At 68.5% G+C, this 7,366-nt stretch carries 6 protein-coding genes and 1 pseudogene; all 7 read left to right on the top strand.

From position 1 onward, the window contains the following. Positions 1-283, top strand: a pseudogene (gene malG / locus ASC98_RS22930) (maltose ABC transporter permease MalG); the annotation flags it as partial. A 161-nt stretch (positions 284-444) separates the two neighbouring features. After that, positions 445-2,190, top strand: a complete 1,746-nt coding sequence (locus ASC98_RS22935) for an alpha-amylase family glycosyl hydrolase (protein ID WP_235581359.1) — start codon at positions 445-447, stop codon at positions 2,188-2,190. Continuing rightward, positions 2,187-4,031 (top strand): glucokinase, encoded by a 1,845-nt coding sequence (gene glk / locus ASC98_RS22940; protein ID WP_056814062.1) that lies wholly within the window; start codon positions 2,187-2,189, stop codon positions 4,029-4,031. The genes ASC98_RS22935 and glk overlap by 4 nt, the downstream gene beginning before the upstream one ends. A gap of 162 nt (positions 4,032-4,193) precedes the next feature. Continuing rightward, a complete protein-coding gene (locus ASC98_RS22945; protein ID WP_056814066.1) occupies positions 4,194-4,433 on the top strand; it encodes a hypothetical protein in 240 nt (79 codons plus the stop codon). A gap of 85 nt (positions 4,434-4,518) precedes the next feature. Next, positions 4,519-5,451, top strand: a complete 933-nt coding sequence (locus tag ASC98_RS22950; RefSeq protein ID WP_056814068.1) for a LysR substrate-binding domain-containing protein — start codon at positions 4,519-4,521, stop codon at positions 5,449-5,451. A gap of 114 nt (positions 5,452-5,565) precedes the next feature. Beyond that, positions 5,566-7,101, top strand: coding sequence for a catalase (locus ASC98_RS22955; protein WP_082542162.1), 1,536 nt, complete (start codon positions 5,566-5,568; stop codon positions 7,099-7,101). 44 nt (positions 7,102-7,145) lie between these two features. Further along, a complete protein-coding gene (locus ASC98_RS30770) occupies positions 7,146-7,334 on the top strand; it encodes a hypothetical protein (protein ID WP_157604841.1) in 189 nt (62 codons plus the stop codon). The last annotated feature ends 32 nt before the right edge of the window (positions 7,335-7,366 follow it).

A 7,366-nucleotide genomic window follows, 5' to 3' on the forward strand; every position in this document is an offset into this window, starting at 1 on the left:
CCGGCTGGTGCTGCTGCCGATGGCCGTGCCGATCCTGATGGTGGTGGCGCTGCTCGCGTTCATCGGCGCGATCATCGAGTACCCGGTCGCGTCGATCCTGCTGCACGAAGAGGCCAAGCTGACGCTGGCGGTCGGCTCCAAGCTCTTCCTGTACGACCAGAAATACCTGTGGGGGGATTTCGCAGCGGCGGCGATCCTCTCCGGGCTGCCGATCACCATCGTGTTCATCCTCGCGCAGAAGTGGATGATCTCGGGGCTGACCGCCGGGGGGATCAAGGGATGAGCGAGCACCCAAGACCCGTTCGCCCTGAGCAGGGACCGAGCTTGTCGAGGGCCCGTGTCGAAGGGTTGCTGCCTTGGCGCGGGGGCTTCGACACGCTCGGCCCGAACGGTGACCCCGATCATCCTGAGCTTGTCGAAGGACAAGCTCAGTCCGAACGGTCTTTGGGGCACGGCCTTCTCGCGCTGCTCACGACGCTGAGCCTGGTGGCTTGCACGACTCTCCCTCTCCCGCCTCTGCCAACGCCCCTTGCTTCGCCGCCCATCAGCGGCCCGATCTCCGTCCCTGGCACCTTCGCCGACAACCCGATCGTCTACTTCGCCGTCACCGACCGCTTCGCCAACGGCAACCCGGCCAACGACCACGCCTACGGCCGGCAACGCGAAAGCAACCCGGCCGACGACATTGCCACCTTCCACGGCGGCGACCTGAAAGGCATCACGAACAAGCTGAACGAAGGCTGGTTCCGCGAGCTCGGCGTCAACGCGATCTGGATCACCGCGCCGTACGAGCAGATCCACGGCTGGGTGGTCGGCGGCGACAAGGCGTTCAAGCACTACGCCTACCACGGCTACTACGCGCTCGACTACACCGTGCTCGACCAGGCGATGGGCACGCCCGACGAGCTGCGCGAGATGGTCGCCACCGCGCACCGCCAGGGCATCCGCATCCTGTTCGACGTGGTGATGAACCACCCGGGCTACCTCGACCTGCAGACCGCGCGCGAGCTGGACCTGAAGGTGCTCTGGCCCGGCAGCGAGCGCGCGACGCTGCGCGACTACCACGGCTTCATCGACTACAACAGCTTCAACTTCGCCGACTGGTGGGGCCGCCCTTGGGTGCGCGCCGGCCTGCCCGGCTACCTCGACGGCGGCCGCGACGACCTGACCATGCAGCTCGCCTACCTGCCCGACTTCCGCACCGACAGCAGCGAGCACGTGCGCCTGCCGACCTTCCTGCGCCGCAAGCCCGGCACGCGCGCCCGCGACCTGGCCGACGCGACGGTGCGCGACTACCTCGTGACCTGGCTCAGCGACTGGGTGCGCGAGTACGGCATCGACGGCTTCCGCGCCGACACCGTCAAGCACGTCGAGCCCGCGGCCTGGGCCGCGTTGAAACGCTCGGCCACCACCGCACTGGCCGACTGGAAGGCGCGTCACCCCGCCGACAAGATCGACGACCAGCCGTTCTGGATGGTCGGCGAGTACTGGGGCCAGGGGCCCGAGCGCAGCCCACTGATCGACAGCGGCTTCGACGCGCTGATCAATTTCGAATTCCAGGACCAGGCGCCGCAGTTCGCGCAACCCGAGGCGCTGTACACCCGCTACGCATCGCTGCTGTCGGGCCGGCCCGGCTACAACGCGCTGAGCTACGTCTCGTCGCACGACACCCGGCTGTTCGACCGCCACCGCCTGGCCGAAGCCGGTGCCGCGCTGCTGCTCGCGCCCGGTGCGGTGCAGATCTTCTACGGCGACGAGACGGCCCGCCCGCCCGGTCCGGCGCCCACATCGGATCCGCAGCAGGCCACCCGCTCCGACATGAACTGGGCCACGCCCGACACCGCCCAGCTCGCGCACTGGCGACGCCTCGGCAGTTTCCGCGCCCGCCACGTGGCACTGGCACGCGGCGTGCATCGCCAGGTGTCGGCAAGCCCGTATGTGTTCAGCCGCGTCGACGCGCAGACCGGCGACGCGGTCGTCGTCGCGATGGCGGTGGACGGCCCCGTCACGCTGCCGCTGGGCGGCACCTTCGGCAACGGCGAGGCGCTGCGCGATGCGTACAGCGGCCAGCGCGTCGAAGTCGTCGACGGCCGCGTCACCCTCGCCGCCTCCGGCTACGTCCTTCTCGAACGCGCGCCCGCGCCCACGCTGGCCGCCACCCCTGCATCCGCCGTGTCCCCTCCCCCATGACCATCGACCTCAGCCTTCGTTCGACGCCATTCACCGAAGTCCGGCTGCTGGCCGACATCGGCGCGACCTACGCGCGCTTCTGCATCGAACCCGCACCGGGGCAGTTCGAGCACGTCGCGGTGCTGCCGTGCAGCGACCACGCCGGCATCACCGAGGTGATCCAGGCCTACCTCACGACGGTGCCCGAACTGAAGCCGCGCCACGGCGCCGTGTCGATCGCCAACCCGATCCAGGGCGACCAGGTGCGCATGACGAATCGCGACTGGGCGTTCTCGATCAAGGAGGTGCAGCAGCAGCTGAAGCTGTCGACGCTGCTGGTCGTCAACAACTTCACCGCGCTGGCGATGGCGCTGCCCGGCGTCGGCCCGCAGGGCCGGCTGCAGGTGGGCGGCGGCGCGCCGCAGGCCAACGGCGTGATCGGGCTGCTCGGGCCGGGCACCGGGCTCGGCGTGTCAGGGCTGATCCCGTCGGGCGACCGCTGGACCACGCTGGCCACCGAAGGCGGCCACGTCAACTTCGCGCCCAGCGACGAACGCGAGATGCGGGTGTTGCAGCATGCGTGGAAGAGCATGTCGCGGGTGTCGGCCGAGCGGCTGATCTCGGGGCCGGGCATCGAGCTGATCCACCAGGCGCTCAGTGCCGGCCGCGAGCTGTCGACCGCCGAGATCGTGCAGCGCGCGCTGCAGCACGATGCCGCGTGCGTCGAGACGCTGGAGGTGTTCAGCGGGATGCTGGGTTCGATGGCCTCCGACGTGGCGCTGACGCTCGGCGCCACCGGCGGCATGTACGTCGGCGGCGGCATCGTGCCGCGGCTCGGGCCGCTCTTTGCGCAAGCCATCTTCCGCGAGCGCTTCGAGGCCAAGGGCCGCATGAGCGACTACGTGGCCCGCATCCCGACCTATGTGCTGACGGCCGAGAACCTGGTGTTCCAGGGCATCTCGACGCTGCTGTCCGACCACGTGCCCGATGCCGGCGGCAGCCACCCGCTGCTCGAACGCGTGCGGGCGTCGGTGGCGACGCTGTCGCCGGCGGAGCGCCGGGTCGCGAACTTCGTGCTCGACAACCCGCGCACCGCGCTGAACGACCCGATCGCGCTGATCGCGCACGGCGCCGAAGTGAGCCAGCCGACGGTGATCCGCTTCTGCCGCTCGCTCGGCTTCCAGGGGCTGGCCGACTTCAAGCTGAAGCTCGGCTCGGGGCTGACCGGCACGCTGCCGGTGCAGCGCACGCAGGTGCGCCGCCAGGACGGCACCGCCGACCTGTGCGCCAAGGTGCTCGACAACACCATCTCGGCCATCGTGCAGTTCCGCGAGGCCTTGAACGTCGACGCGGTCGACCGCGCGATCTCGCTGCTGCGCGAGGCGCGGCGCGTCGAGTTCTATGCGATGGGCAACTCGGCGATCGTCGCGCTGGATGCGCAGCACAAGCTGTTCCGCTTCCGGATCTCGTCGGTCGCGCACACCGATCCGTCGATGCATTCGATGGCCGCCGAGCTGCTGGGGCCGAGCGACGTCGCGGTGTTCATCTCGAGTTCCGGGCAGCCGCCGGAGCTGTCGCGCGCGGCCGGCCTGGCGCTGGAGCGCGGCGCGAAGGTGATCGCGATCACCGCGAGCCAGTCACCGCTCGCGCGCAAGTCGACGGTGTGCATCCCGGTCGAGCACAGCGAGGACGCCAGCACCTTCGTGTCGATGATCTCGCGCATCCTGCACCTGCTGGTGGTCGACATGATGTCGGTCGGCGTTGCGGTGCGGCGGCTGCCTTCGGCGAGCATCGGCAGCGAGGTCCCCGCCGACGGCCAGCAGCAGCCGGCGCCGGGGGTGCTGATCTCGCACGTGGAGTGAAGCAGACTTGCCGGGCCGAGTTCGAACAATCGCCGCCCGGTGCGAAGAACTCACGCAGAAGGGGCTCTTCGTCGCGCTGGCCGCCTGAACAGGCGCTCTGTACCGTTCCTGCCGTGTGCGACCGTGGCTAGCGTTCGAGCTTTCGTCGAAAGAGAACTTGCCATGATCAAACTCCGCAACGCCTTGCTCATCCTGGGCTCGCTGCTCTTCGTCTTCGGCTGCGGCCCGCTCCTGCTGTACATCCTGGGGGAGAGGATCGGCATGGTGAGCAGGGGCGCCAACCCGGTCGGCGCCGGCCTGCTGTTTTACTTTTCCACCCTGCCGGCCACCGGCTGCCTGCTGGTCGGCGCACTGCTGTGGCTGTGGACCTGGGTCCGCGGCCGCCGTGACGACAAGCGCTGATTCATATTGCCAATCGCCGCGCAAGAGAAAAGAAATCGCGGTGCCCGGCGGTGCTGGCAATACTCCCTCGACAAGGGAGACAACGATGACACTGCGCGAACTGCGCTACCTGGTGGCGCTCGCCGAGCATCGCCATTTCGGGCATGCGGCCGAGGCCTGCCACGTGACCCAGCCGACCCTCAGCACCCAGCTGCGCAAGCTCGAAGACTACCTCGGGCTCGCGCTGCTCGACCGCAGCGGCAAGCAGCCGTCGCTGACGCCGATCGGCGAGCTGGTCGTCGAGCGGGCACGCCGCCTGCTGGCCGAGGCCGACCAGATCCTCGAGCTGAAGAGCCTGCGCAACGGTCCGCTGCAGGGCGCCCTCAACATCGGGCTGATCCCGACGCTCGCGCCCTACTACCTGCCATGGCTGCTGCCGCTGGTGCGCCAGCGCTACCCGAAGCTGCGGCTGGTGGTTCACGAGGACATGACGCGCCACCTGGCCGACAAGCTCGCCGACCAGATGCTCGACGTGGCCATCGTCGCGCTGCCGGGTCCGCTGCCCCCGCCCGCCTTCGTCGAGCAGGCGCTGTTCGACGAGCCCTTCTTCGTCGCCGCGCCGCCGCAGCACGACATCGCCGCCTGCGATGCCGTGCCGCTGGAGGCGCTGGCCGAACTGAAACTGCTGTTGCTGACCGACGGCCACTGCCTGCGTGGCCATGCACTGGAAGCCTGCGGCCAGCATGAATCGGCGCAGGACGACGGTTGCGACTTCCGCGCCAGCAGCCTGGAAACCCTGCGGCAGCTGGTGGCGGCCGGCATGGGCTGCACGCTGATGCCGGCCCTGTCGGTGCGGCGCCGGGGCGACAGCGGGCTGGTGGTGCGCCCGCTGGCGCAGGGCCAGGCGCGGCGCATCGGCATGGTCTGGCGCGCCGGCCATCAGCGGGCTGCCGACCTGCAGCTGCTGGCGGATGCGCTGGGAGAGGCCTTGCCGGAAGGCGTGAGACCGCTGCGCCGCACGCTGGCCACGGCCGCCTGAGCGCTGCCGGCCCGTTCGCGATTGAAGGCGTGAATCGGGCCGGCTGAGGATCTCAATTTCCCGCGGCGCGCGCGGCTTCATAAGCTCCAGTTCCCTACTTCAGTGGAGCAGAACATGAACAAGCTTCTTCGTTGCAACGCGCTGCCGGTGCTGCTGGCCGTGGCCGCGGTGGGCGCGCACGCGCAGACATCGGCACCGACGCTGACGCGCGACAACGGCGCGCCGGTTGGCGACAACCAGAACTCGCAGACCGCCGGCCCCGGCGGGCCGGTGCTGCTGCAGGACGTGCAGCTGATCCAGAAGCTGCAGCGCTTCGACCGCGAGCGCATCCCCGAGCGCGTGGTGCATGCGCGCGGCACCGGGGCACACGGCGAGTTCGTCGCGAGCGCCGACCTGTCGGCCGTCACCCGCATGAAGATCTTCGCGGCCGGCACGCGCACGCCGGTGTTCGTGCGCTTCTCGACCGTGATCCACGGCAACCATTCGCCCGAGACGCTGCGCGACCCGCGCGGTTTCGCGACCAAGTTCTACGGCAGCGACGGCAACTGGGACCTGGTCGGCAACAACCTGCCGGTGTTCTTCATCCGCGACGCGATCAAGTTTCCGGACATGGTGCACAGCCTGAAGCCGAGCCCCGACACCAACGTGCAGGACCCGAACCGCTTCTTCGACTTCTTTTCGCAGCAGCCCGAATCGACGCACATGCTGACGCGGCTGTACTCCGATCTGGGCACGCCGGCCAGCTACCGGAACATGGACGGCAACAGCGTGCACGCCTACAAGTTCGTCAATGCGCAAGGCCAGTTCACCTATGTGAAATTCCACTGGAAGACGCTGCAGGGCGAGAAGAACCTGAGCGGCGCCGAGGCCGCAGCGCTGCAGGGACGCAACTTCAACCATGCAAGCGAAGACCTGATCGCCGCGATCAACGGCGGCAACTTCCCGAAGTGGGACTTGTACGTGCAGTTGCTGAAGCCCGAGCAGCTCGACGGCTTCGACTTCAACCCGCTGGACGCGACCAAGGTCTGGCCCGGCGTGCCGGAGACCAAGGTCGGCACGATGACGCTGAACCGCAACCCGGCCAACATCTTCCAGGAGACCGAGCAGAGCGCGTTCGCGCCGGGCAACCTGGTGCCGGGCATCGAGGCCTCGGAAGACCGGCTGCTGCAGGGCCGGCTGTTCAGCTACAACGACACGCAGCTGCACCGCGTGGGCACGAACGTGCAGCAACTGCCGATCAATGCGCCGAAGGTGGCCGTGGCCGCCAACAACCAGGACGGCAATGCGAATGCCGGCTCGCGCAGCGGCCTCGTCAACTACGAGCCGTCGCGGCTGAGGCCGCTGCCGGCCGACGCGGCGTACAAGTCGAGCAGCCTGCCGCTGGCCGGCAGCACGCAGCAGGCGCGCATCGCGAAGACGCTGAACTTCCGGCAGGCCGGCGACTTCTGGCGCTCGCTGTCGAAGAAGGAGCAATCGAGCCTGATCGCGAACCTGGCCGGCGACCTGGGCCGGGTCGACAACGACGCGGTGAAGTACGCGATGCTGTCGCATTTCTACAAGGCCGACAGCGGCTACGGCAACGAGATCGCGAAGGCGGTGAAGGCGGATGTGGGGCGGGTGCAGCAGCTGGCGCAGGCCTTGACGGATTGATCCGCAGCCCGGATGCCGAGCTGCTTCCCGGATAATCATGCGCCATGACATCTTCTCTCAATGGAACCGGCACTCACCTCTACGGCGATCGCGAGCGCGACATCGGTGGAACGTACATCACGACAAAGTGGATCGTCATTCTTGGGGCTGTCAGGATTTCTGTGTGCGAGGCGGTTGAGCTGAATTGGCTATTGGCCGACTCGCTTATCGACTGCCGTGCGCCGGCAGTGTGAATCGCTCCTCGTAGACCACAGCGAATTGGTTC

Source organism: Rhizobacter sp. Root1238 (assembly GCF_001425825.1).
Classification (GTDB): domain Bacteria; phylum Pseudomonadota; class Gammaproteobacteria; order Burkholderiales; family Burkholderiaceae_C; genus Rhizobacter.

Coding starts and splice junctions, on each gene's coding strand:
- glk (WP_056814062.1), top strand. CDS start 2,187: ATGACCATCGACCTCAGCCTTCGTTCGACGCCATTCACCGAAGTCCGG.
- ASC98_RS22945 (WP_056814066.1), top strand. CDS start 4,194: ATGATCAAACTCCGCAACGCCTTGCTCATCCTGGGCTCGCTGCTCTTC.
- ASC98_RS22950 (WP_056814068.1), top strand. CDS start 4,519: ATGACACTGCGCGAACTGCGCTACCTGGTGGCGCTCGCCGAGCATCGC.
- ASC98_RS22955 (WP_082542162.1), top strand. CDS start 5,566: ATGAACAAGCTTCTTCGTTGCAACGCGCTGCCGGTGCTGCTGGCCGTG.
- ASC98_RS30770 (WP_157604841.1), top strand. CDS start 7,146: ATGACATCTTCTCTCAATGGAACCGGCACTCACCTCTACGGCGATCGC.